Here is a 26,751-nt window from a genome sequence, read left to right as displayed (position 1 = left end):
TGAAATGTATCATGAAAAAAACTAAATATTTTATCATAGCTGCCGTTGCTGTTTTTGTTACTTCGTGTTCAAAACACTTCGATATTAACGATAACCCCAATGATCCGCTCGCGTTATCAGAGGACGTGTTATTACCAAGGATTCAAAAATACCTAGCTTACGGGCTTTCGATGGGAAGTGACACTGATGAAAACGGTGTTTCTAAAGGTGGGTTTGGTACAAATCTATCTGCCTATACACATCAGATGACACATTACGGCAATGCCGATCAATACGGTGCACTGCCGAATGACTATTTTTGGGATGCTGGCTGGTCTCTTTTGTATAGAGACGTCTTGACAAATACCGAATTTATTATCAATCAAGGTACCGAAAACGGAAATCCTCGGTATGTCGGTATTGCTAAAATAATCAAAGCTTACGCATATTCTGTATTGGTTGACTTATTTGGCGAGGTTCCGTTTTCTGAAGCAAACCAATTGACTACAAATCAAATCAGATACCCTAAATACGATAAAGGCGAGGATATTTATCCACAATTATTTACTCTGCTCGATGAAGCGATAGTGAATTTACAAAGCACAAGTGCGGAAAATGAAATTGTACCGGGGGCAGATGATGTGATCTACGGGGGAAATGTGACTCGTTGGATTAAAGCGGCAAACTCCATTAAGTTTAAATTGTTGGTGCAACAACGTAAAGTGAAGGATGTAAGTGGTGAGGTCAATGCACTGATTTCAAGCGGTGATTTGATCTCTTCTACAGCAGAATCTTTTATGGTACCGTTTGGGATAAATAGCGCTACGGATGACCGTAATCCTGCTTTCTCTCAGTATTATGCAACACAGCGTACCATGTCACCTTCGCCATGGCTTTATGAGATCATGAAGGGGTATAATAATAATATATTGACTGGTATCGAAGATCCTCGAATCCCGTATTATTTTTATAACCAGATGACGGAAGATGATGCCCCTTCAGATATCGTAGAATATCGGGATGGAGGATTTGTTTCTATCTATTTCGGATCACAAGGGCCAAACAGATCAAAAAATTCGCAGAATGTGATCAGTTTATTCGGAATATATCCGGTCGGCGGAAGATATGATACGGGTGCCGGTGGTACCGCTAGCGCAAGTAGTGGAACTGGAGCTGCACCTTATAGGATGATCACGTATGCTGATATCTTGTTTTTGCAGGCAGAGTTAGCACAAGAAGGTCTAATATCCGGCAATGCGGGAGAGCTTTTAGAGAGAGCGATATCGGAAACTTCTAAAATGATAGACTATGTTGTGGCCAATAATCAGTCTTCACAGTCTGTTCCTGTATTGTCAGGATCTGATGAAGAAGATGATTATATTTCTGCTGTTATGGCACAGTTCACTTCTGCCTCGAATGATAAAAAGCTGGAGCATATCATGACGCAAAAATGGCTGTCCTCTATCGGATCATGGGTTGACCAATATAATGACTATAGAAGAACAGGTTATCCAGTTCTGTTTAATCCTGCGGACTTCGGTGGGATTGTAACACCGCCAGCGGGCGGAAATGGTGGCGACGACATTGCTCCTGTACGTGTTGTTTTGAATAGACCGTTCCCACTTTCTTTACCATTTATAGCTGATGAGATAAATAAAAACACAAATGCACCGGCTCAAAAGGGTAATTTGGGTACAGCTAAAGTATTTTGGATGCCTTAATTAATTTTGTATTGAAATGAAGAAAATATTTAGCATATTGATGCTGTTGTCACTGGTGGTGGTTTCAGCATGTAGAAAAAGTGATAACGCGACTATGCCTGACGGTATGGTATATCTTAATCAGCCGCATATTACGAAAATTTCGGGTAGTCCGGCAATACTAGATGATGATCCAATGTCTTTTGAAGCAAAAATTGGTATCGATTTATATTTCAAAGACTCGGACAAAAAGCCAGATTATCTAGATTTTGTGGTGATGAAAAATGGAGACGCCAAAAATGTAAAAACACTGAAAGGCAACATTACATCCTACCCCGATGAGTTCGACGTATCCGGCCAGTTGTTGACTGATTTGTTCGGAACTATTGTTGCTGGCGATAGCTATGATTTTGGCGTAAACTATATTACCGGAGGAGCGACCTATCTTGCTTTTCCTGAGGTCGGAGATGGTTATGGTGCCAATGTTGGAAGCCAACCAGACGCTTCTCCGACGGCTCGCTATTCCGCTATCTGTAGTTATATTGCGGATGATTTTATCGGTGACGGTAAATTTAGAGTTGTTACAGATGGTTGGGCTGATTTTGGTGTAGGATCTATCGCAGACGTGGTTAAGGTAGACGAATCCACCATTGCGATCACTTATCCTATAGATGGTTTTAATCCGATTACCATCGATATTAATTTAGGAGATAATACCGCTTCTGTTGCGCGTCAGCCATTGGGAACCTATGGTGGTTCTTGGCAGTATGGTACGTTATATGTAGCATCTACTGGCGGAGGAAATGCGAACTATGTAGATCCATGTAGCGGCAGAATTAGAATTAACGGTTCGTATACCGTTTCAGCGGGTGGATTTGGTGCCTTTGTACTAGAATTAGAAAAAGCACAATAAACTGAATTTATAAATGACAAAGTAGAAATAGGCAGTTCATCTTGGACTGCCTATTTTTTATAAATTTAAGTTGTTTTTATTTGATCATCTCCCATTTTGTACATCTACATAGCCCCAACCTCCATGTACTTAGCGACTATGTACCGTGACTTAATCAACAAAGCAATGTAGTTGTCGGCTTTGTCGGCTTACAAAACGCACTTGTTGCTTGACATAACGGCTATGTCACTGTAATGAACGACAAACTCAAGTGACATAACCCAGTTGTACCTGCACAAGTGAAACATGCTGTCTGCGTTTGTGGCGATATCCATGTAGTTGACGGCAAAGTCACGGAACAAGATCAATAACGCACTTGACAAAGCAAAGATGTTCCGGGCATGCATCAACATGTACATGTACATAATCGTTGAGAAATAACTATTTGCTGTTTTTCCGTGCGCCGACGTTGCATTTCGTTATATTGCTACGTGGGAAAAACTTGCATTTTTTCCAAAAAAAGCGTTTCTTTAATGTTTCGATAATAGAAACAGCATGAGCGACATTGATTTTATCAAAAGCATTCAGATCAGTGAGTTTTCGTCTACACCGAAGTATCTGCAATTAGCAGATGCAGTAATCGAAGGTGTACGAAAGAACCAGTTAAAGCAGGGAGATATCCTCCCATCGATCAATGAAGTGAGCGTCTATTTCGATATCTCCCGAGACACCGTAGAAAAAGGTTACAGACATTTGAAAAGCTTAGATATTATTTCCTCTACACCTGGGAAGGGGTATTTCGTCGCAAAATCAGATGTCGTAAGCAAACAGAAGATTGCCCTATTTCTAAATAAACTGAGTGCACATAAAAAAATTATTTACGATGCGTTTGCACGAGAATTGGGGGATGAAGCATCATTGGATTTGTTTGTCTACAACAGTGATATCTCCCATTTGCGTAGCCTGTTACTGAATTTGACGAAACAATATGACCACTATGTCGTGTTTCCCCATTTCAAAGAGGGGAGTGATCAAGCTCCGGAGGTTCTAGGGCTTATTCCAATCGATAAGTTGATGTTATTAGGAAAACTTATCGATGGGTTGGAAGGAAGTTTTGACGCGGTCTATGAAAACTATGAGAAAGATATTTATGAGGCCTTGGAGAAAATGTTATCCCCTCTTTCCCAGTACCGCACATTGAAACTTGTTTTTCCTGACCACAGCGATTACCCTAAAGCTATAATCAAAGGCTTTTATAGGTTTTGTCAGCAATACGCGTTTGATCACCTGCTTGTGGGCGATATCTCCGCAGAAACGCTGAAGAAAGGGGAGTGCTATATCATGCTGGCCGAAGACGACCTGGTACAGCTTTTAGAAAAAACGATAGCAAAAGATTATCAAATCGGCAAAGATGTCGGGGTAATATCTTACAATGAAACACCGCTCAAAAAATTTATCCTCAATGGCATAGCGACTATATCTACCGATTTCGAACTCATGGGGAAATATGCCGCGCAGATCATCAAACACCAGAAAAAAGAACAAAAAGAGACACCATTCTACGTCAATATCCGACCTTCTTTATAGTACTTAGGCCGTATAAATTCATAATTCATCATTCGGTGGACCAGCCGGGCAAATAGCGTAGGAAAGACATGATTTTTTCCTTATATATATCCATATTTAAGCGATAATAAAAAGCACCTTTTTTCGAATTCTTATCTTTTTCATTTAGTTTGATAATAAGGCCGGAAGCGAGAAGCTTACGGCTAAAATTTCGCTTATCGAGATCGATATCATATACACATTCATATAAGGATGCAATTTGAGGAACAGTAAACTTTTCCGGTAACAACTCAAACAAGATGGGATACAATGCCGCCTTAGTGCGTAGCGTATGCTTTGCAGCCGCAATCATGTCTTCGTGATCGAAAATAAGCTTCGGATGATCATTCAAAGGAAACCATTTTGCTTCATACTCCTCGCTGAGGATATGCTTATATTGTTTTGTGTCGATTAGCGCAAAATAAGTGATACTGACCACCCGTCGTTTTTCGCGGCCAGGTTCGCCAAATATACCGCAATTTTCCATATAGAGGTTCGTCAAGCCCGTTAGCTTTTTGAGTACACGCGAGGCTGCCCGTTCTGGGCTTTCATCGTCCTGTACAAAACCTCCCATCAAGCTCCATTTATTGCGTTCTGGCGCAATTGCTCTTTTTACTAATAATATTTCTAGCGATTCACCATTAAAGCCTAGGATAACGCAATCCACGGCCAGCAACGTTTTTGGTTCGTTTTTGTAAAAATCCATATATTGATTGTAGGCTTCCCTACGTTAATAGATTACTGATTTATGCTGTTAATATAGCTACAATTAAATTTATTTTACGGAAAATAAAATAAAATTTTCACTTTTCTAAAATTAAGTGTTAATTTGACATTAATTTTGAACGAGAAACGCTTGAATCCAAATTTGTATGAATATGGATGAGGGACAGAAAAAAGGTATTATAAACCAGAAAAGGTGTTCGTAATGGAAAAATCGTATGTGATTGGATTGGATTATGGCAGTGACTCCGTGAGAGCCATATTGGTCGATGCAGCTAATGGAAATGAAATTGCTTCGTCCGTATTTTATTATCCAAGGTGGAAAAAGGGAGAATTTTGTGATGCGTCGGCTAGTCAGTTTCGCCAACATCCACTAGATTATATTGAAGGGCTAGAAGCAACGGTGAAGGATTGCTTAAAAAAAGCGGACGGAGTTCTCACTGCGCAGCAGGTAAAAGCTATTTCGGTAGATACTACCGGGTCTACGCCGGTAGCGGTAGATGAGCACGGTGTTCCATTAGCTTTATTAGATGAATTTGCGGATAACCCCAATGCGATGTTCGTGTTGTGGAAAGACCATACCGCAGTGCAGGAGGCGCAACAAATTAATGATCATGCAAGCAGCTTTGATCTAAACTATCTAAAATATGTTGGCGGAGTTTACTCGTCTGAATGGTTTTGGGCAAAATTACTGCACGTTTTACGGGTAGATGAGTCGGTGCGAAAATCTCTCTATACATGGGTGGAACACTGCGACTATATCCCTTTTCTACTGACAGGCGGAACGCAAGCAACAGCTATTAAGCGGAGTGTTTGTGCCGCGGGACATAAATCGCTTTGGGCAGCCGAGTTCGATGGTTTACCCCCCAATTCATTTTTTAGTTCGTTAGATCCTTTATTAGATGGTATAACAGCACGGTTATTTACGGAAACATATACCTCCGACCAAGCTGCGGGTACATTATCGGAAGAATGGGCGGCGCGATTAGGGTTGTCTACCGACGTTGTTGTAGGTGTAGGCGCATTTGACTGTCATATGGGAGCTGTGGGTGGAGAGATCGAGCCTTATTATGTGAGTAAGGTGATCGGTACCTCCACATGTGATGTGCTTGTCGCGCCAAAAACAGAGGTAGCGGATACGCTCGTAAAAGGTATTTGTGGACAGGTAGATGGTTCAGTGATTCCGGGCATGATTGGTATGGAAGCAGGGCAGTCGGCCTTTGGTGATGCCTATGCCTGGTTCAAAAGCGTATTGCTCTGGCCGGTAAAAAATTTGTTAGCAGATAGCGGAATCTTAGGAGAAGAAGACTTGAGCAAAGTGGTCGATTTCATCGATGATCAAGTCATTCCACAGTTAGGAAGGCAAGCGGAAGCGCTGCCGGTAACGCCGACCTCCGAACTTGCGCTCGACTGGTTTAATGGCCGCCGTACTCCCGATGCCGACCAAACATTGAAAGCCGCAATAAGCGGACTGCACCTCGGAACAGACGCGCCGCGGATTTTCCGTGCCATTGTGGAGGCAACCTGTTTCGGCGCAAAAAGTATTGTCGATCGTTTTATAAATGAAGGCATTCCGGTCAAAGGAATTATCGGACTGGGCGGTGTAGCCAAAAAGTCTCCTTATATTATGCAAACGATGGCCGATGTAATTAATATGCCAATACGGGTTCACAAATCGGAACAAACTTGTGCATTAGGTGCAGCGATGTTTGCCGCAACAGTAGCTGGTATTTATACTAAAGTAGAAGATGCGATGGAAGCCATGGGACAAGGCTTCGACTGTACTTATAGTCCCCGACCGGAGATGGTAACCATTTATGCAGATCGTTATGAGCAGTATAAAAAAGTAGGATCTTTTGTAGAAACTAAAGACGCCAGAAACAGGGAACAGCGATTGGTTAGTCAAATCACAGAAAACGAATAATAACAATGTATACAGCAATAAAAGAAGAGGCATACGCGTGCAACATGCAGCTGCCTAAATTAGGTTTAGTGCTATTTACCTTTGGAAATGTAAGTGTGGCAGATCGTAACAAAGGCGTTTTTGCTATTAAACCGAGTGGTATTCCATATGAAGAGCTGACGCCAGATCAGATGGTGATTGTCGACTTCGAAGGAAATACAGTAGAGGGCAACTTGCGTCCCTCCTCGGATACAAAGACACACGCGGTGCTTTACAAACATTGGGATGGTATTGGTGGGATTACCCATACCCATTCTACATACGGCACCGCATGGGCGCAGAGTCAACGGGATATTCCTATTTTTGGAACGACTCACGCGGATCATCTGACGGTTGACATACCCTGTGCGCCACCAATGAGTGATGAGATGATCTTAGGAAACTACGAATACGAAACAGGCTTTCAGATTATTAACCACTTTGAAGCGCAGCAGTTGGATTATAAGGAAGTCGAAATGGTGTTGGTTGGAAACCATGCTCCGTTTGCATGGGGGAAGACGGGTATTAAATCAGTCTATAACAGTGCTGTATTGGAAACGGTCGCACAAATGGCACATTTAACGGAACAAATCAATCCGAACGCACCTCGGCTTAAAGACGCATTGATCAAAAAGCATTACGACCGTAAACATGGTACGGATGCATATTACGGTCAGGAATAAGGCAGTGATGCGTGACAAATTATAAGGGCTGAGTTATCAAAAAATAAATAACGAAAAATGAATATTGCATTAAATAAATTACAAGTTTGGTTCCTGACGGGGAGCCAAGATTTATACGGAGAAGAAACACTACGCGAAGTAGCGGTGCATGCTGCAGAAATTGCAGGCTATCTTTCAGCCCACGAAAAAATTCCGGTGGAGGTAATCTATAAGCCTATTGTAAAGAATAGCGACGAGATTTATGACACCATCGTGGAAGCTAATGCTACGCGGGAATGTATTGGGTTGGTGACCTGGATGCACACATTCTCTCCTGCCAAAATGTGGATAAGAGGATTGAAAGCATTGCAGAAGCCGTTATTGCATCTGCATACGCAATATAATAGAGACATTCCATGGGAAACGATGGATATGGATTTCATGAACCTCAACCAAAGCGCACATGGTGACCGGGAATTTGGACATATAGTAACGCGGTTAAATATAGGACGTAAGGTCGTAACCGGCCATTGGCAGGATGAAGAAGTCGTTGACCGGATTAATGTATGGACACGAGCTGCTGCCGCATGGCATGATTGGCAGGGGGCGAAGTTTGCACGTTTCGGCGATAATATGCGCAACGTAGCTGTTACCGATGGGGACAAAGTAGAAGCGGAAACAAAATTTGGTTTTTCGGTGAATACCTACGCTATCGGTGATTTAGTTGCGGTGATCAATGAAACCAGTGACGAAGAACTTCAAGCACTGTTAAACGAATACGAAGAAACGTATGAACTTGCTCCTAACGTAGTAGAAGGTGGAGAACATCGCGAAAGTCTAATAGAAGCCGCTAAAATCGAGATCGGGCTTCGCAAATTCTTGGAAGCAGGCAATTTCAAAGGCTTTACCGATACTTTCGAGGATCTGCACGGTATGGTGCAACTTCCGGGTTTACCGGTTCAACGTTTGATGGCAGAAGGTTATGGGTTTGCGGGAGAAGGCGATTGGAAGACCCCTGCATTAGTTCGCGCTTGTAAAGTAATGGGTGCAGGACTACCTGGTACAACAGCTTTTATGGAAGATTATACCTACCATTTCGATCCGGACAATGCTATGGTGCTAGGATCACATATGTTGGAGGTAGATGCTGCATTGGCTGCGCACAAGCCGAGGATAGAAGTGCATCCACTAGGTATCGGCGGAAAAGCTGATCCGGCACGTTTGGTTTTTAACGGTATAAGCGGAGACGCTTTGAATGCTTCGTTGGTAGATATGGGAACACGTTTTCGCCTGATTGTAAATAAAGTGGAAGGTGTCCCGGTCGTAGAGAAACTTCCAAAATTACCCGTAGCTAGGGTACTATGGAGACCGTTACCGGATATGAAAACAGGATGTAGCGCCTGGATTTATGCGGGAGGAGCACACCACACCGCATACAGTCTGAGCTTAACGCCAGAATATCTGGAAGATTTTGCAAGGATCGCAGGGCTCGAATATGTAGCAATTGATGAAAATACAACACTGACCGGTTTGGAAAACCAACTAAAGTGGAATGAATTATATTACTTGCTAAAAAAATAACCTTACCAAGGCTTTCCAAAACATAATGATGTAGCGGAAAGCCTTTTTACTTATCAGTTGTATAACACATGGAAAAATTTGCAACAGTAGACTATATTATCTTCGTAATCTACTTTTTTGTTGTAGCCGGATATGGCTACTGGATCTACCGCAAGAAAACGGCAGCACAAAATACCAGTAAGGATTATTTTCTTGCCGAAGGCTCATTAACCTGGTGGGCCATTGGGGCGTCTTTAATTGCTTCCAATATCTCTGCAGAGCAGTTTATCGGGATGAGCGGAAATGGTTTTGAAGTAGGAATCGCGGTAGCAGCTTACGAGATTATTGCCGCAGTTGCACTTATTATTGTGGCTGTATGGTTCATTCCTGTCTATCTGAAGAATAAGATCTTCACGATGCCGCAGTTCTTGAACAACCGTTATAACGAAACAACAAGCCTTATCATGGCGGTGTTTTGGTTGTTTTTATATGTGTTCGTTAACCTAACATCGATCCTTTATTTGGGTGCAATAGCGATCTCTAGCCTTGCGGGTGGAGGAGATACCTTTCATTTAATCATGGTGGCGTTAGCGGTCTTTGCCGTTATCATTACGCTCGGCGGTATGCGTGTTATTGGTTTTACTGACGTTATACAGGTGGTTGTACTGATCATTGGTGGTATCGCAACAACCTATGTAGCCCTGACGCTGGTCAGTGAACACTTCGGATTTGGTAAAGATGTACTTGCTGGCTTCAATGCCTTGATGACCGATGCGCCGGAGCATTTCAATATGATTGTTGAGAAACCGGGACCAGGTGCTACACAGGAAGAAATTAATAAATATTTGATGTTACCGGGTATAGGCATGTATCTTGCCGGGATATGGATAGTGAACCTAAACTACTGGGGTTGTAACCAGTATATCACGCAGCGCGCATTGGGGGCCGACCTCAATACAGCACGCAAAGGTATTCTCTTTGCAGGTTTTCTTAAACTTTTCATGCCGATCATTGTCATGTTGCCCGGAATCGCGGCTTATGTGCTGTATAAGAATGGAGCTTTGCAGGAAGAAATGGCACCAGGCGGCGTCTTCCATGCGGATAATGCCTATTCTGCCATCTTAGGTTACTTACCAAACGGTATGAAAGGATTGGCATTAGCAGCGTTGACAGCAGCCATCGTAGCGGGTCTCGCAGGTAAAGCGAATAGTATAGCTACTATCTTTACGTTGGATATCTACAAGAAATACATGAATAAAGAAGCCAGTGAAGGCAAAATGGTTTGGATCGGTAAATTAACGATTATTGTGTCCATCCTGATAGCTGTTCTCTTTACCTGGAACGACACCTTGGGTATCGGCGGTGCTGGTGGATTTACCTTTATCCAGAAGTATACCGGATTTATCAGTCCAGGTGTCTTTGCTATGTTCTTGTTAGGTATGTTTTGGAAGCGCACGACCGGAGCAGCGGCGATTGCGGGGCTTATTACGGGGTTTGTACTTTCCGTCTTCTTTAATGAGTTTGCGGTGAACGTCTTCGGTCCCGAAACTTGGATCTATACCGCCTACACGAACAGGTTTGGTGTATACGAGATTCCTTTTCAAATCTGTATGGGATTAGCTTTTGCATTTACGATACTGGTGATGGTTGGCATAAGCTTATTTGGTCCTAAAGTTAATCCGAAAGCATTTGAACTCGATAGAAAAATGTTTAAGGTGGAACCTTCCATTCTCGTGATGATTGTTATAACTTTACTGCTTGTAACAGCAATTTACGTGAGGTTCTGGTAAAAAAGGATACAACATAACAACTATAAACTATAAAGAACATGAAAAGAAATGTTTTCATTGCCATATTGGCTACAGCTGCATTGACCTATGCCTGTCAGCAAGGAACTAATAAAAGCGAAACAGGCGAAACACAAAGCGACAGTGTCGAACAGACCGCTTTTGAGACAGTTATTGACGAAAAAGATGTAAAACTGTATTCGCTACAAAATGACAAGCTGCATGTAACCCTTACAAACTACGGAGCAAGGCTAGTTAGTCTAAACGTAAAAGATAAGGAAGGAGAGGAGACGGACGTTATCTTGGGTTACGATACGGCAGAAGAGTTTAAGCAAAATGCAAGTAACTTTTATGGCGCCATTGTTGGACGGTATGGAAACCGTATAGGTAACGCATCCTTCACGCTTAACAATGAAACATATGCGTTGGAAAAGAACGACGGTGAAAATTCACTCCATGGCGGTACAAATGGCGTGTATAACAAAGTATGGGCCGTAGAGCAGACTTCGGATACCGCTATTACATTGGCTTATACCTCTCCAGATGGGGAAGCCGGATATCCGGGCACGGTGACGTTGAAAGTAACGTATTCCTTAACGGATGAGGGAGGGTTGGTTATCAATTACGAAGGTTCAACAGATAAAGAAACGGTACTGAACTTGACCAACCACGCTTACTTTAATCTCAACGGAGAAGGAGACTCAACGATATTAGATCATGAATTGCAAATAGATGCGGAAGCTATCACAGAAGTGGACGAAACGTTGATCCCTACAGGCAAGAGCTTAGCGGTAGCTGGTACGGCGTTTGATTTCCGTAAACCGCAGACGATCGGATCACGTGTCGATACGGATAACGAACAACTAAAGGTTGGTAAGGGGTATGACCACAACTTTGAATTAGTGAAAGGGGAGGGATTTCGTAAAGTAGCTGCGGTCTATGCGCCTAAAACTGGGATAGAAATGCAAATATTAACAACTGAGCCGGGGTTGCAGTTTTATAGCGGTAACTTTATGACAGATAGCGATCCGAAAGGCAAAGGAGGAAAGGGGTACCCGTTCCGTTCTGCGTTTTGTCTGGAAACGCAACATTTTCCAGATGCACCTAATCAGCCATCGTTTCCCTCCACGGTGCTGAAACCAGGAGAACAATACACCTCAAAAACAGAATATCGTTTTGGAGTGAGATAGTTAAAAAGGAGGCGTCTAAAAAGGCGCCTCCCTTTTTAGATGTCTTCAATCTTTTAGAGTGTAAACCACATTAATAACATTATACTGATGACCTTCAGTTGTATCCGGATATGGCGTAAGGCCACCGTCAGCTGGTTCTCTACGGTACGCTTCGATATCCCCAATTTGTTTGCGATTTCATCGTTTGTCAAATTTTCCTTTCTACTCATGAAATATATTTCTTGACATCGGGGAGGTAACGACTGTAGGCGGCCGTCAATGTATCTTTCCGCGTCTTGGTAAATAAGACGTTCTTCGCCGTGGTTGGTCATCCCTATCTCTGTTTCGGTAAGCTCGGCCGTATACACGATGACGGATGCTTTCTTTTTCTTAAGTTCTTTGTATACATGATAACGGGCTGCTGCTCGAAGATAGGCGGAGAACGACTGAATAGTCAATGTTTCCCGTTTTCGCCAAAGATTGAGAAAAATATCATGCGTAATCTCTTCGCTTTTTTCTCGGTCCTTTAGATAGGAAAATGCTGTGGAGTATAAAGTTTCCCAATACCGGTCAAAAAGAATTGAAAAAGACTGGGAACAACTTATCTGTTGTACCTTCTCCCAATACTCGTGGTCTTTGAGGCAAGATGAATCTATAAGTTTATTGTTTCCCATGGGTTAGCAAAACGGTTTTATTTTTCGTTTACGTGCTTGTGGCTTCCTGTTAGCAATATCAAACCTAAATAAATTTATTTTTATATGCAATATAATCGCGTTCTGCATATAAAATAAATTATTTATGATCATATGCTTTCAAAAGCATTCATGGGCACCACCTGGTTTATTTCGCTCTCTTCAACCTTGCAGGGACGGATATTTTGTTGTAAGGTTTCATCCAAGGTTTAATTTCGACAAATTCTTTTTTGTCCGACGCACCACCTTCGCTGCCCTTTGCCAGGACGGGGCCTTCATTTTTTTAGGCAAAAACGAAGCAAAAAGGCCTTAGCCTCCTTCAGGTGGCTCGTCGCACAAGCCCGTCCCACACAGGGAAAATGCTTGGCAAGGCTACAATAACGATCGAAAACCTAAGCATTGGCTCCGTCTGTCCGCCACCGGGAAGGAGACCTTGATCGACTCTGCCCGCTAGCAATAACCGACCGGAATCCGAACCGCCAACACAATTGCATGAACCACTCCTTAAGCCTTCAAGGTCGCATCCAAATTTTTGAGGTGGCAGGAATTCTTCCTTAGTACTACCCCTTTCCCCAAAGATTTGAAGCGACGATTTTTTTGTTTACTTTTTGAGGTAAAAAAAGTAAAAGCCACGCTGCGGCTTGAGAGGCAAAAATTGATTAAAGAAATCCTTCTATTTTTTAGAACAATTTAAATGCGTTACCTCTGCATCAAGAGATATCTATAAAGGAAATATAGGATTAATAATAATAAAAATAGTATGTGTGTGCTTGAGAGAAAAAAGCTCTATGATATAAAGGGAATCAAAATATGTTAACCAAAGAGGAGTACATCAAATTATACGAGAAATATTTAGCTGGTCACTGTTCAGAGGAAGAGCTGAGCCAATTGCAAGATTACCAGGATAAATTTCAATTGGAAGAAATCACATGGGACGAGGAGACTATGGGCGATAAAGGGGAGATTAAGACACGTCTTTATATACGTTTGCACAGAGAAATGCAAACGAATAATGATAATTTGCCTTTATACCGGCAGTCTATGCGAAAATGGTGGGTCTACGCCGCGGCGGCTATCGTGCTCATCATAGGAGGATTATATTGGCTCGTAGCGGAGCGGGAGACATCCTTCGTTGACGAAACAGAGACAATTGTGATTGTACCTGGAGGTGATAATGCGGTGCTTATATTGGACGATGGAACAGAGGTCTCGCTGAACGAACTTCAATTAGGTAATGTCACCATTAATGGAAAAGTATTGGCAGATAAGGCGGGAGAAGGTGAATTACGTTATGGAGAAATGTCGGAAGATGAGATAAGATATCATACGATCCGTACACCGCGAGGAGGACAGTACCAAGTAACATTAGCTGATGGAACAAAAGTATGGCTGAATGCGTCGTCATCTATACGTTTTCCGACTGCATTTATCGGAACTGAGCGGTTTGTTGAAATGGAGGGAGAGGTGTTTTTTGACGTACAAAAGGATACAGGAAGACCCTTTGTGGTGAAATCGGATAACCAAGAGATAACCGTTTTGGGTACGCAGTTTAATGTCATGGCTTATCCTGATGAAGAGGGTGTAAAAACCTCCCTTATTGAAGGGAAGGTAGCGGTAGATATCGCCGGATCTAACTATACGCTTAAACCGGGTGAACGGAGTGTATATGATAAGACGAAGAGACAGGTAACAACGGAAACTTTTGACCTTGAAGAGATCCTAGCTTGGCAAGAAGGCTATTTTATGTTCAACGAAGAAAGCATCGAACACGTCATGCGGAAGATTGCTCGATGGTATGATGTGGAAGTGGAATATAAAGGAAATATGAAAGGCAAGCTTTTTTCAGGAACGGTCTCGCGGTTCGGGCAAGTGTATGAGGTTTTAGATATGCTTGAACTGACCGGGACCGTAACATTTAAAATAGAAGGAAGGAGGATTTTGGTCATGGGCTAGACAGCTACACGAGATAAAAAAACTAAAAGCAAAATTACCGAGAGCGATGCCGCGCTCCCGGTGGTTCAGCTAATGCAATTAAAAATAAACCGAGTTCTTAATCACTTTAAAGCTAAACACCCAAATGTACAAAAATTATGAGGTGCCTCCAAGTCTATATGTCCGTAGACGAGGTGCAAAAATCTGGAAAATAATGAAACTGATAGCATTCTTTATGGTGCTCGGAACGATGTGTTTACATGCGTCAAGTTACGCACAACGGGTTACGCTCGACCTAAGAAATTCTTCTCTAGAGCAAGCCTTAAAAACTATCGGGAAGCAGAGCGGATATCACGTTCTATATAACCCATTGACGATTAATAAGTCGAAGCGTGTATCGTTAAATCTAAAAAACGCATCATTGGATGATGCTTTGAAAAGAGTATTTGCAGATCAACCACTGATATATACGGTAAGTAAGAAAACAATTGTAGTGAAGGAGAAACCAGGCGTTAAACCTGTTTCCGCTAAGATTATAGCGAAAGAAAGTAAACAACAGCAATCGGTTGTTGGCGTGGTATCGGATTCCATCGGCCCTATACAGGGAGTGTCTGTTGTTGTGAAAGGTGGCTCTGCAAATGGAACAACAACAAATCAGCAGGGGTATTTTATCGTTGAAGTACCCGATAATAACGTTACGCTGATTTTTACGATGGTGGGTTATGAAACGCAGGAGATTCCACTGAATGGGCGAACAGAATTACAGATTAAACTACGTTCCGTCAACGCAGATCTGGAAGAAGTCGTAGTTGTAGGTTACGGAACCCAGCGGAGATCGGATGTTACGGGGGCGATTAGTTCCGTGGAATCGACGACTATTGCCCGAGCTGCAACAGCCGATGCAACAGGAGCATTGCAGGGGCAAACACCAGGCGCAGTTGTGGTCAAAAATGTGGGTAAACCCGGCTCGGGTTATAATATTAATATCCGTGGTATTAGTTCTTTCGGAGGCTCTAACTCCCCTTTGTTCGTAATCGATGGAATACCTACCACTTCGGGACTCAATGATATTAATCCGGCAGATATTGAAAAAATAGATGTTTTGAAAGATGCTTCGGCAACGGCGATTTATGGCTCCCGGGGTGCTAAGGGTGTCGTGATTGTGACCACTAAAAGGGGAAAGCAGGGTCAAACGACGATTACATACGATGGGCATGTTGGAGCAAGAAAACCTACAAATTTGCCGGATATGATGAATGGAGAGCAATATGTAAAATATCGTACCGATCAGTTTTTGGCAACCGGGCGGGATACTTCTCGCAGTAACAATGCTTTCTTTACATCAGAGCAATGGACAAATATTGACGCTGGCCGTTTTACTGATTGGCCCGGGATTTTTCTGAAAGATGGCAGGCAGATGAACCATAATGTTTCCGCTAGTGGCGGAGATGAACAAACCCGTTTTTCGTTAGGAATTGGATTTTTACAAGAGGGTGGTAACGTGAGCCCAGAAGATTTTAAACGGTATTCCTTTCGTGGAAATATAGATAAGAATATCGGAGAGAAATGGATGGCTGGAATGAGTTTTTACGCTGGGCAAAATTTACAAAATCTAGGGAGTTCGGAAACTTTACGTTCTGCATATCGACTGCCGCCCACTGTATCTCCTTATGATAGCGATGGCAACCCTGTTTTTCGTGTTCTTGGCGGAGACGGTGTGACTAACCCTTTATTTGATGCAGTCAATGATATACGAGATAGTCGAGGCATCAGGGCATTCGGGCAGATATACTTACAGGTAAAGCCGTTACCGTACTTAACGTTGAAAACAACTTTTTCACCCAGTCTCAATACCGATAGGTTTGCTTGGTATTTTGGTTCGGAATCAAAAGAAGGTGCAGGGAATGGCGGGTATAATTCATCAAGAGATAATAGTACAAGTGAACAGGTTAACTGGCTTTGGGACAACCAGGCGATTTACGAACGGACGTTGGGAAGTCATAAATTAACAGCAACCGTCATACAAAGTATGCAAAAAGATCGACTGGAATCGAGCGGAATAGATGTTTACAACTTACCTTATCACTCGCTATGGTACAACTTCGGATCCGCTACAAATACAGATTTTAACGGTACCTTTCGAGGGCCGACTGTTCGCTCAAATTTTGTGCAGTACACATTAGCATCTGTCCGCGGCCGGATAAACTATAGCTTTAATGATAGGTATCTATTAACGGTATCCGGTACGTGGGATGGTTCTTCCAGACTGGCGCAAGGAAACAAATGGGGGTTTTTCCCCTCTGCATCGGCTGCATGGCGTATTTCGCAAACAGAATTTATACAACAAATAGGAGGGATTAATGATCTGAAACTTCGATTGAGCTACGGGGCGTCGGGAAACGACAGAGTAGATCCCTATATTACGCAGGCAACCTTGGAAGCATCGACCTATTTTTTTGGAAATGCACTGGTTCAAGGGTATTCTCCTAACAGGCTCGCAAATAAATTGTTGACTTGGGAAACGACCAAGGAAATTAACCTAGGTTTAGATTTCGGACTTTTAGGGAATCGGATATACGGAACGGTTGATCTTTACGATCGCAAAATTCATGATATATTACTTAACCGCAATCTACCTGCACCCTCAGGCTGGGAATCGGTAAGTGCAAATATGGGGAAACTCAGAAATCGCGGTTTAGAAGTGGGACTGACTACGGTGAATGTACAAACAGATAAGTTTTCTTGGAAGACGGATTTTGTATTTGATGCGAATAAGAATGAAATCCTAGAAACCGCCAATGGGAAAGCTGATGATATTGGGAATGCTTTTTTTATTGGGCATCCGGTACAAGTAAATTATAATTATGTGTTTGATGGAGTTTGGCAGGAATCGGAACGTGAGATCGCGGCCGGATATAACCAGCTGCCCGGTCAGGTGCGTGTAAAAGACCTTGATAATAATGGGGTTATTAATGCGGAAGACCGGCAAATTATTGGCAAGCGTGTGCCGACTTGGACAGGTTCTTTTGCGACAACATTTCGATATGGTAATATAGATCTTTATGCAATGGCCTATACCCGTCGGGGAGAACAATTTAATTCATCATTTAACAGTAGTTTTATGAATTACAATCAAATTTATAATCAGGTGAATGTTGATTATTGGACACCGGACAATCCGTCGCAGACGCATTTTCAACCAGGCACACCTGGTACGTTTGTAAATGTCGCTTATTTTCGGAAAGCAGATTTTGTGCGTGTCAGTAATATAACATTGGGTTATACGGTTCCTACCAGTTTAATTAGTAAATATAAGATTAATAGTCTGCGGTTCTATGCGACTGCGACCAATCCGTTTTTGTTTACCGACTATGAAGGATATGATCCAGAATGGGCCGCCCAGAACACCTATGGGACGGCTATAAGTACGAGTAGTTATCTTTTTGGGGTAAATGTTTCATTTTAAATTTAAAACGACAATGAAAAAGAATCTTTTCATCTCCATTTTTATATTGTCCGTTGCTTTTTCTTCTTGTGAGAAATTTTTAGAAGAAAATAATATCAGCGGAATAACGGCGGAGAACTACTATGTAGACGTTGCCGGTTATGAATCCTTAATTAACTCATGTTATGCTTCTTTGCGGAATATCTACGGAATCAACCCCAGTTTGTTTGAGTGGGGAACAGATATTGGTACACGTGGAGAGATTGAACTGGTTAGTGGTTCGGCGAACGATGTGCCGGCAGAACAGCTCAACGAATACCGCACCTTGACACCGGATAATGATCCTATTAATACTTTTTTCTCCGCTGCTTTCAGCGGAATTCAGCGTTGTAATACGGCTATTCACAGAGCAGATGAAATTGCCGATTTAGGGGAGGAGCTGAAAGCGAGAAGAACGGCTGAAGCTCGCTTTTTGAGAGCTTATTACTACTATCTGTTGGTGGAGAATTTTGGTTCGGTACCCATTGTAGAAGAGGAGTTTACGGAACCTGTCAGCCATTTCGAACCCGCATCTGAACAAATGGTATACGAATTTTTACTGAATGAGCTATCGGCTATTATACCATCGTTGGAAACTGATCCGACCAAAGTGGAGGCTGGGAAAGTCACACAAGGAGCTGCAAAACAGCTGCAAGCTTTACTGTATTTAACAAAAGGATATAAATCATTCGGTAGCAACGCGGATTTTACCCAGGCTGCACAGATAGGAGACGAGCTCATTAATGGTTCTGCGTATAGTCTACAACCTTCTTTTGCTGAAGTTTTCGAACCAGGGAATGAAAAAAATCGGGAAATTATTTTTTCGGTGCAGTATGGGCCGCAACCGGGTTATAATGGCAATGCACAGAATATTATGTTTGGTTGGCGTTATTGGCGAGAACAAGGGTTTGACGAAGTTAGCGCTGTGACAGACTATAATAGAAGACGATCGGACTTTATGCCTACACAATTTTTGTATACGTTGTTCAATACAACCAAGGATGCCCGGTATGAAGCGACTTTTCTCAGTGAACTTTATGCAACAAAAGATGAAGGAAATATAAAGAAGGGAGACTTAAGGTTTTATTTTCCGTTTCCTGACCAACCATTCACTTCAGCAGATGAAGCAAATTTGAAAACTAATAATCCTCGTGTGGAAGTGATCCGTTTTGAGCGGTGGAAGCAAGCATTCAGCAATGTGGGAGGTGCAGAAAAGTTTCCGATGATCAATAAGTTTTATGCACCGGATGCAGGCCTTCCCTATAACAACGAATTTACTTATGCCAGCACAAAAGATGTATTTTTATTTCGACTAGGAGAGACGTACTTGATTACCGCAGAAGCTTATTATAATGCGGGAGAGACTAATAAAGCTGTAGAAAAACTGAATGTTCTTAGAGAAAGAGCGGCGAAAGCAGGACAAAGTCTAGCTATCACTGCTGCAGATGTTGATTTGGATTTTATATTAGATGAAAGGGCAAGAGAGATGGCCGGAGAGTATAAAAGATGGCTGGATTTAAAACGTACCCGAAAGTTAGAGAGGGCTTTTGAACACAACATACTTACAAAAATGGCGAATCCTTCAGGAATAGTGGATAACAAATATTATTTGAGACCAATTCCGCAATCAGTAATCGATAGGGATACGGGAGAATACCCACAGAATGACGGGTATTAAATATTGTCTGTGAGATCACAGGTTACCACGGGTTGCAACCCGTGGTATTATTATATAAATTTATAGATTCCATGAAAAGACTAACGACAATCTTCTTGTTTGCCTGTATAGCCGTTTGTAGCTACGGGCAAACTCGTTTTGAGCAACCCGCCTACGAAGCGATTTATTCGGGCGTGCCTTGGTTTGACCAACATGGGAATACCGTAAGTGCACATGGCGCGGGTGTCATCAAAGATAATGGTCGGTATTATTTGTTCGGCGGGTTTAAGGCTGATTCGGCTAATGTGTTTAACGGTTTCGCCTGCTATTCCTCGGCGGATCTCTATAACTGGACGTTTGAGCGCATGGCACTTCCGGTGCAGGAAGAAGGGAAGTTAGGCAAGAACCGTGTTGGGGAACGACCTAAGGTGATGAAATCGCCGGCTACGGGCGAGTATGTTATGTTTATGCACGTCGATTCCTTGAACTACAAAGATCAATACGTAGGGTATGCAACAGCACAACATATCACCGGGCCTTATACGTTCAAAGGTCCCATCCTGTACGAAGGAAAGCCGATCAGGAGATGGGATATGGGCGCGTTTCAGGATGAAGACGGAACGGGGTATCTCTTGGTACATCACGGAGACATTTACCAGTTGACAGCCGATTATCGTGGAATTGAAAAGCAAGTCGCCAGCAATGTTCCCGGTATGGGCGAATCCCCCGCGATGCTAAAGAAAAATGGGGTGTACTTCCTGCTCAGTTCAAACCTGACCAGCTGGGAGCGTAACGATAATCAGTATCATACCGCACGGAACATCGCTGGCCCATGGACAGAACAAGGTTTGTTTGCGCCCGAGGGTAGCTTGACCTGGAATTCCCAGTGCTCTTTTGTACTGCCGATTATGGGTACAAAGGATACCACCTTTATGTATATGGGCGACCGTTGGTCGTTTCCGAAGCAGAATTCGGCGGCGACTTATGTGTGGCAGCCTTTGGAGATAGATGGAGAAGATCTGTCTATTCCTGCCTATCAGGAATCTTGGATGGTCGATTTGTCCACAGGGCAACATAAGCTCTTACAAACGCAAGGAACGGAGATCGAAGGGAAAGATCTGGATGCGGTGAACTTTCAAGGCAATTGGAAAGCAGACAGCATGGCGATTTATCGGTCAGATAATAAAGACGATCATTTTTCGTACACGTTTACCGGAACGAGTCTAAAATTATACGGACTGGCTAGGCCAGACGGTGGGTATGCGAAAGTTTGTATACGGGATCAAAAAGGTAATACGATTATAGAGTCCATTGTCGATATGTATTGTTTATATCCTACCGAAATACTCAAATTTGTAAGTCCGGCATTACCGAAAGATACCTATACTGTGGTCGTCACCGTAATGGGCGAACGTGGGAACTGGTCGGATAAAAGAAGAAACAATTACGGTAGTACAGGCTATGGCGTTGCTTTAAAGAAAATAGTAGTCGAATAATAAATTAGATGATGAAAACAATGCGGAATACATATACGATGACGATGTTCCTGGTTCTTTTTCTTACCGGAGGTCGACTTTCTGCACAGAAAAGCCAAGTAACCTTACAACAAGTTAGCGTGGAGGCTCCTTTTAAGATGCCGAAAATCAAAACACCGAACTTTACACGGGTTGCGGATTTTGTCATTACAGATTACGGTGCAGAACCGGGAGACAAAGAAAAAAATGCTGTAGCCCTTGAAAAAGCCATAGCTGCCGCTACCGTTGCCGGAGGGAATGTGATTATCCCGGCGGGCGAATGGAAAACCAAGAAAATCCATTTGAAGAGCAATGTGAATCTCCATCTTTCCGAAGGTGCCGTATTGTTGTTCTCTCCCGATCCACAAGATTACTTGCCGGCCGTATTTACCACCTGGGAAGGATTGGAATGCTACAACTATTCGCCATTGATCTATGCGTTCGACGCAAAGAACGTTGCGATTACTGGAAAAGGCGAGGTTAGGGCAGATATTAGTCAATGGCGTAAATGGTTTCCGCGTCCATCGGCACACATGGAAAGTATCAAACGCTTATATAACTGGGCGCAGGATCGAGTGCCGGTAGAAGATAGAAATATGGTCAACGATACGTCGAATATGCGCCCGCAGTTTATACAGTTTAACCGTTGTGAGAATGTATTGGTAGAAGATATCAAGATCCGTAACAGTCCATTTTGGACGTTACATCTTTATTTATCTAAGAATATCATCGTGCGTGGTATTGATGTGTACGCACATGGCCATAACAACGATGGTATTGATCCAGAAATGAGTCAAAATGTACTGATTGAGAACTGCGTATTCGATCAGGGAGATGATGCCATTGCCATTAAATCGGGGAGGAATCCGGAAGGCTGGAGACTAAAAACGCCATCTAAGAATATTGTTATCCGAGATTGTCTCGTGAAAGACGGCCATCAGTTAGTTGCGATAGGCAGTGAATTATCCGGAGGTATCGAAAATGTTTACGTAGAAAATTGTAAAGTGGCAGATGATAACGAAAAACTGATGCACCTGTTGTTTATCAAAACGAATGAGCGTATGGGCGGCCATGTTAAGCATGTATATTTTAAAAATATCGAAGCCAATGCGATCCGGGAAGGTATTTTGGGAATTGATACGGATGTTTTATATCAGTGGCGTACTTTGGTGCCAACGGTGATTCGAAAATTGACGCCAATTCAGGATGTCTATTTAGAAAACGTATCAGCAAAAAGGGCTAAATTTCTAAGCAAGATCAACGGGAATGCAGATTTGCCCGTACGTAATGTACAGTTGAAAAACGTGACGCTTAGCCATGCTTCCGAAGAAGAAATTCAGACAAAAAATGTAGAAGGGTTTGTGATGGAGTAACAGGTTTTGGGAATACGATGAAAAAAGTTTTTACAGTTATTTTATTTTGTTGCCTGACCTGGGCGAATGCCCAGGATATACCGGAAACATTCCGTAATCCGATATTGCCTGGTTTTAATCCAGATCCCTCTATTTGTAGAGTAGAAGATGATTACTATTTAGTCACTTCTTCGTTTGCGTGGTATCCGGGGTTACCGATTTATCATAGTAAAGATCTGACGAATTGGAAGTTGATAGGGCATGGTATTAAGCGATCGGATCAGCTGGATATGAGTTCTGTTGTAGAGAAAAATGGAATATGGGCGCCGACTATTCGTTATCATGAGGGAGTATTCTATATTATTACAACTTGTAATACGTGTGGCGGAAATTTCTATATTACAGCAAGAAATCCAGCTGGTCCATGGTCTGATCCAGTTTGGTTAGAGAATGCCCCCGGGATTGATCCTAGTTTATTCTGGGATGATGACGGTAAATGCTACTATACAGGGAATAGATGGGATATTAAGGGTGACGATAGTTGGCCAGGTAAATGCACCATATGGATACAAGAGATAAACTTAGAAAAACAAAAGTTGGTGGGCGAACCGAAAATGTTGATCCACGGCCATGCCAATAATGCCCGATATGCGGAGGCACCACATCTCTATAAGGTGAAAGGTCGCTACTTATTGATGATTGGCGAAGGTGGTACCGACGAGAGCCATTCTGTTACGGTACATCATAGCAATTCTATTTTTGGACCTTATGTCGCGGATCAAATTAATCCTGTATTGACCCATCGACATTTAGGTAAAGATTATCCGCTGCAAGCTATCGGTCATGCGGATCTGGTACAAACGCAGCACGGAGAATGGTGGTCGGTCGTGCTTGGAAAGCGTACTGTTAATAATAAAGTGCCTTTAGGGAGAGAAACGTTTCTATGTAAAGTAGATTTTGAAGGGGAAACGCCAATATTTAATGCCGGGTATGGTAAAGTTCTTTTAGAACAACAACGTCCGAATTTACCTTGGACGCCTTGTAATGAAAAAAAAGTACTGCATCATTGGGATAAAAGCTGGTATTCTGTTCGTGCTCCTCAATATCCGTTTTATAACGTTGTTGGCAATAAGTTAGAGATGCAATTGATGAAGGAATCTGTAGACAGCTTATCTGCTGTTCCGATATTGCTTCAACGGGTGACGGATCATTATTTTCAGGCAATGACTAAATTGTATATGGAAACAACATTAGCTAATGAACATGCTGGACTTATACTATATCGGACGACTGACAATTATTATTTCTTAGCTAAGGAAAAATCAACGATAGCGCTCTATAGAAAAATTGAAGGGGAGAAACAGTTGGTTGAACAGGTTCCGTACGATAAAGCCGATGTATATTTTCAGTTGAGGGTAACAGGCTTGGATATAAGGTTCTATTTTGGAGCGTCCGAAACACAGATGGAACCTATCGGAAAAATACAGGATTTGACGGCATTGGCAGACAGCCCCATTAATCGATTCAATGGCTTAGGAGTGGGGCTATACGCCAGCAGCAATAATCAGTTGTCTAAAAAGAAAGTGGTATATAAAGAGTTTGTATACGGGAAGTTAAAAAATGAATTGAAAAAATAGTCATAACGGTAGAGGTTGCATTCCGCCGTTATAAAACACAATTTTAATTACGATGAAAAGAGTAATAGGAACGTTCTTCCTTTTGTTTATTGCTTTTAGCAATTATGGACAGGAAGGATTTAAACTAGTAGCCAACGGACAGGGGGCTTCGCTGCACTATAGTGGTACAATGTCTTTGGTAAGAACGGCAATCGGCCTCGTTGTGGAAGATTCGAAAAGTGTGGCGGAGCGGCCGTTTCGGTTGACCGATGAACCAAAGGATGGATCAGTAATCATTGGTATCCCCGGCGAAAGCCAGACATTTGATCAGCTTCTGGCCAAACATCAGATTGATATCTCAGATATTAAAGGACAATGGGAAGCTTTCCATATACAAACGATAACAGTTGGAAACACACAATACCTTTTTGTGATTGGAAGTGATCCACATGGGGCGGCGTATGGTGTGTTGGAGTTGTCTCGATTGATTGGTGTTTCACCTTGGGTATGGTGGGCCGATGTGACTCCCGAACGAAAGTCAGAAGTCATATTACCTGTTGGTTTTCAAGATAGTCAGCGTCCAAATGTACAGTATAGGGGGATTTTCCTGAACGATGAAGATTGGGGGCTAACACCTTGGAGCGCCCATACATTTGAACCCGAAGCGAAAATAAAGGAAGGTATCGATCCCGATAAAACAAAAAAAATGCAGACGATAGGTCCGAAAACCTATAGCAAAATTTTTGAACTGTTATTGCGACTGCGGGCCAATACCATCTGGCCGGCTATGCACGAAGTGACGGTTCCGTTTTATTTCGTACAAGGTAACCGTGAAGCCTCCGAAAAATATGGTATCTATATAGGATCTTCACACTGTGAACCCCTCGCGAGAAATAGTGCGACAGAATGGGATATCGTAGGCGAGGGGCGATACAACTATATTACGAACAAGGACAACGTACTGTCTTATTGGTCCGATCGCTTGAAAAAACTGCGCAATTCCAATAATATTTTTACCATGGGAATGCGCGGTAAACATGACGGTGCTATGGAAGGTGTGAAGGGTATAGCTGCATATAAGGATGCTATTGATAAGGTTATAGTTGACCAAACGGAGCTATTGAAAACGTACATCAACTCCGATCCGTCAAAAATCCCACAGGTGGTTATACCCTATAAAGAGGTACTTGATGTGTATCGAGCTGGGATGAAAGTCCCCGATTATGTAACGTTAATGTGGTGTGATGACAATTACGGTTACATAACGCACTTCCCCGATGCAAAAGAAAAGCAACGAAGCGGTGGAAACGGCGTATATTACCATATTTCGTATTGGGGTCGTCCCCACGACTATTTATGGCTATCTACAGCGAGTCCCGCACTGATTCATCAACAGCTGAAAACAGCTTACGAATATGAAGTGCGCAAGATTTGGATCGTAAATGTAGGGGATATCAAGCCTGGGGAGTATCAAACAGAATTGTTTTTGGATATGGCTTGGGATATGGCAGAAATCAACGAAAAGGGTGTTAAACAGCATCTTCATCGTTGGCTAGCGCGTGAATTTGGCGATGAGGCAGGAGAAAAATTACTGCCTATTATGCAAGAACATTACCGATTGGCACATATCCGTAAACCGGAATTTATGGGTAATACGCGTGAAGAGGAAGCCGATCGGACATATTATCGAACGGTACGCGACTTGCCATGGAGTGAAGAAGAAGTGCGCCATCGATTACAGTCCTATCGTGAACTTTCGACAGCGGTATCGGTGATAGAAAGCGTTATTCCGGAAAATAAGAGAGAAGCTTTTTTTCAATTAATAACGTATCCAATTCAAGGCGCGGCAGAGATGAACCAAAAGATGCTATATGCACAATTAGCGCGTCATGGGAAAGTAGACTGGAAAGAAAGCCATGATGCCTTTGATCGAATCGTGAGGTTGACGGATCAATATAATGCGCTGAATGGTGGAAAATGGAACCGTATGATGGATTATAAACCTCGAAATTTACCGGTGTTTCAACGCGTGAAGGAAGAGCAGGCAACTGTACCTATGGTCAGCGATGTTAAACCACACTTAACGTTGAATGGGACCGATCTACAGGGGCCGTCTCATCCTGTGGAGGGTTTAGGTTATGAAGGTAAGGCAGTGATTGTGCACAAAGGCGAAGAACTGTATTATGACTTAGAGAAAATACAAAGTGATTCTGTTTTTGTGGAAGTACGCTTATTGCCCGGGCATCCGGTCGTAGGTAGTGAGCTGCGCTTCGGCGTCGCGCTGGATGACACACCTCTTCAAGAAATTTCTTATAAAACAGTAGGACGTAGTGAGGAATGGAAAATGAATGTGCTTCGGAATCAAGCTATTCGAAAGATAAGCTTCCCTATAAAAGGAAAGGATAAAGCAAGAATCAAAATCTCTGCACTAGACGAAGGTGTGGTGTTAGACCAAGTACTTGTATTTACACGATAACAAAAGTGG

The 26,751-nt window shown here is 42.6% G+C and carries 17 protein-coding genes; 15 read left to right on the top strand and 2 right to left on the bottom strand.

The window, feature by feature from the left end; translation table 11 throughout:
* The first annotated feature begins 11 nt into the window (after window positions 1–11).
* From C5749_RS18240 to C5749_RS18230, 3 genes are all read left to right on the top strand, one after another.
* Window positions 12–1,700, top strand: coding sequence for a SusD/RagB family nutrient-binding outer membrane lipoprotein (locus C5749_RS18240; protein ID WP_181151521.1), 1,689 nt, complete (start codon window positions 12–14; stop codon window positions 1,698–1,700).
* Between the two features lie 16 nt (window positions 1,701–1,716).
* Window positions 1,717–2,592 (top strand): hypothetical protein, encoded by an 876-nt coding sequence (locus C5749_RS18235; protein WP_105727647.1) that lies wholly within the window; start codon window positions 1,717–1,719, stop codon window positions 2,590–2,592.
* Between the two features lie 534 nt (window positions 2,593–3,126).
* Window positions 3,127–4,158, top strand: coding sequence for a GntR family transcriptional regulator (locus C5749_RS18230; RefSeq protein ID WP_105727646.1), 1,032 nt, complete (start codon window positions 3,127–3,129; stop codon window positions 4,156–4,158).
* 28 nt (window positions 4,159–4,186) lie between these two features.
* On the opposite strand, the gene C5749_RS18225 is transcribed toward C5749_RS18230, so the two are convergent.
* Window positions 4,187–4,882, bottom strand: a complete 696-nt coding sequence (locus C5749_RS18225; protein WP_105727645.1) for an NUDIX hydrolase — start codon at window positions 4,880–4,882, stop codon at window positions 4,187–4,189.
* Between the two features lie 222 nt (window positions 4,883–5,104).
* Here C5749_RS18225 and C5749_RS18220 point away from each other — a divergent pair, with 222 nt between their 5' ends.
* From C5749_RS18220 to C5749_RS18200, 5 genes are all read left to right on the top strand, one after another.
* Complete coding sequence (locus C5749_RS18220; RefSeq protein WP_105727644.1) at window positions 5,105–6,823, top strand: ribulokinase; 1,719 nt, start codon at window positions 5,105–5,107, stop codon at window positions 6,821–6,823.
* Between the two features lie 5 nt (window positions 6,824–6,828).
* The gene (locus tag C5749_RS18215) at window positions 6,829–7,524 is read left to right on the top strand and encodes an L-ribulose-5-phosphate 4-epimerase (protein WP_105727643.1); all 696 of its coding nucleotides are present in this window, start codon (window positions 6,829–6,831) and stop codon (window positions 7,522–7,524) included.
* 57 nt (window positions 7,525–7,581) lie between these two features.
* Window positions 7,582–9,084 (top strand): L-arabinose isomerase, encoded by a 1,503-nt coding sequence (araA, locus tag C5749_RS18210; protein WP_105727642.1) that lies wholly within the window; start codon window positions 7,582–7,584, stop codon window positions 9,082–9,084.
* Between the two features lie 68 nt (window positions 9,085–9,152).
* Window positions 9,153–10,853 (top strand): sodium:solute symporter family transporter, encoded by a 1,701-nt coding sequence (locus C5749_RS18205; protein WP_105727641.1) that lies wholly within the window; start codon window positions 9,153–9,155, stop codon window positions 10,851–10,853.
* A 38-nt stretch (window positions 10,854–10,891) separates the two neighbouring features.
* A complete protein-coding gene (locus C5749_RS18200; protein ID WP_105727640.1) occupies window positions 10,892–12,040 on the top strand; it encodes an aldose epimerase family protein in 1,149 nt (382 codons plus the stop codon).
* Window positions 12,041–12,093: 53 nt separating this feature from the next.
* Here the strand turns inward: C5749_RS18200 and C5749_RS18195 are convergent, their stop codons facing one another.
* On the bottom strand, window positions 12,094–12,693 hold the full coding sequence (locus C5749_RS18195) for an RNA polymerase sigma-70 factor (RefSeq protein WP_105727639.1): 600 nt from the start codon (window positions 12,691–12,693) through the stop codon (window positions 12,094–12,096).
* A gap of 828 nt (window positions 12,694–13,521) precedes the next feature.
* Here C5749_RS18195 and C5749_RS18190 point away from each other — a divergent pair.
* From C5749_RS18190 to C5749_RS18160, 7 genes are all read left to right on the top strand, one after another.
* On the top strand, window positions 13,522–14,664 hold the full coding sequence (locus tag C5749_RS18190; RefSeq protein WP_105727638.1) for a FecR family protein: 1,143 nt from the start codon (window positions 13,522–13,524) through the stop codon (window positions 14,662–14,664).
* 193 nt (window positions 14,665–14,857) lie between these two features.
* Window positions 14,858–18,109: a TonB-dependent receptor gene (locus tag C5749_RS18185; RefSeq protein WP_245893841.1), complete on the top strand. Its 3,252-nt coding sequence runs from the start codon at window positions 14,858–14,860 to the stop codon at window positions 18,107–18,109.
* Between the two features lie 13 nt (window positions 18,110–18,122).
* A complete protein-coding gene (locus C5749_RS18180; RefSeq protein WP_105727753.1) occupies window positions 18,123–19,805 on the top strand; it encodes a RagB/SusD family nutrient uptake outer membrane protein in 1,683 nt (560 codons plus the stop codon).
* A 71-nt stretch (window positions 19,806–19,876) separates the two neighbouring features.
* Entirely contained in the window at window positions 19,877–21,280 is a 1,404-nt protein-coding gene (locus C5749_RS18175; RefSeq protein ID WP_105727636.1) for a family 43 glycosylhydrolase, read from the top strand.
* Window positions 21,281–21,288: 8 nt separating this feature from the next.
* Window positions 21,289–22,671, top strand: coding sequence for a glycoside hydrolase family 28 protein (locus tag C5749_RS18170; protein ID WP_245893840.1), 1,383 nt, complete (start codon window positions 21,289–21,291; stop codon window positions 22,669–22,671).
* 17 nt (window positions 22,672–22,688) lie between these two features.
* Complete coding sequence (locus tag C5749_RS18165; RefSeq protein ID WP_105727635.1) at window positions 22,689–24,287, top strand: glycoside hydrolase family 43 protein; 1,599 nt, start codon at window positions 22,689–22,691, stop codon at window positions 24,285–24,287.
* Between the two features lie 52 nt (window positions 24,288–24,339).
* Window positions 24,340–26,742 carry a glycosyl hydrolase 115 family protein gene (locus C5749_RS18160; protein WP_105727634.1) on the top strand — a complete coding sequence of 801 codons (2,403 nt, stop codon included), beginning with the start codon at window positions 24,340–24,342 and terminating at the stop codon, window positions 26,740–26,742.
* Window positions 26,743–26,751 lie beyond the last annotated feature (9 nt).

The organism is Sphingobacterium gobiense (genome assembly GCF_002980575.1).
Classification (GTDB): domain Bacteria; phylum Bacteroidota; class Bacteroidia; order Sphingobacteriales; family Sphingobacteriaceae; genus Sphingobacterium; species Sphingobacterium gobiense.
The sequence above is the reverse complement of the archived record's forward strand: the minus strand, read 5'-3'. Positions and strand labels throughout refer to the sequence as shown.